1 protein-coding gene is annotated in these 532 nt (G+C 41.2%); it reads right to left on the bottom strand.

Going from position 1 to position 532, the window contains the following annotated elements; genetic code table 11:
- Window positions 1-75: 75 nt before the first annotated feature.
- Window positions 76-532 (bottom strand): anaerobic ribonucleoside-triphosphate reductase (gene nrdD, locus N1032_RS27590; RefSeq protein ID WP_310795995.1); only part of this gene is annotated, 457 nt, incomplete at its 5' end.

Here is a 532-nt window from a genome sequence, read left to right as displayed (position 1 = left end):
TAGAATTCATACATCCAGTAGTGCTGAGCAGTAGTGAAAGTTGCAGAACGTGGGTTGTATTTACCTTGAGACATATTAGTTTCCTTCAAAATGTTTAACACGATGTTGAACTTCTAAATTTTTACCACGGTTAAAACCACGAGCATTAGGAGCTCCAAGATAACCGCATACTCTACGGATAACATTAATCGACTTCGAGTCGTTGTTTCCGCAGTTAGGGCAACTAAAGCCGTGGCTATCGATAGTAAACTCACCTTCGAATCCACAAGCCATACACTTATCGGCAGGAGTGTTAGTACCGAAATATGCAAGATTAGAGATAGCATAGTCCCATACTTTTTCCAAAGCTTGGGTATTGTGCCGCATATTAGGGAACTCGCAATAGCTAATGTGACCACCATTTGCGATTGGGTGGTATGGTGCTTCAAAATCGATTTTGTCAAATGGATTCACCTTCTCATCAACATCGAGATGGAATGAATTCATATACCAACCTTTGTCGGTCACTCCATCGATACGTCCATATTTCTGC

It is taken from the genome of Herbiconiux daphne, assembly GCF_024979295.1.
GTDB lineage: Bacteria > Actinomycetota > Actinomycetes > Actinomycetales > Microbacteriaceae > Herbiconiux > Herbiconiux daphnes.
The sequence above is the reverse complement of the archived record's forward strand: the minus strand, read 5'-3'. Positions and strand labels throughout refer to the sequence as shown.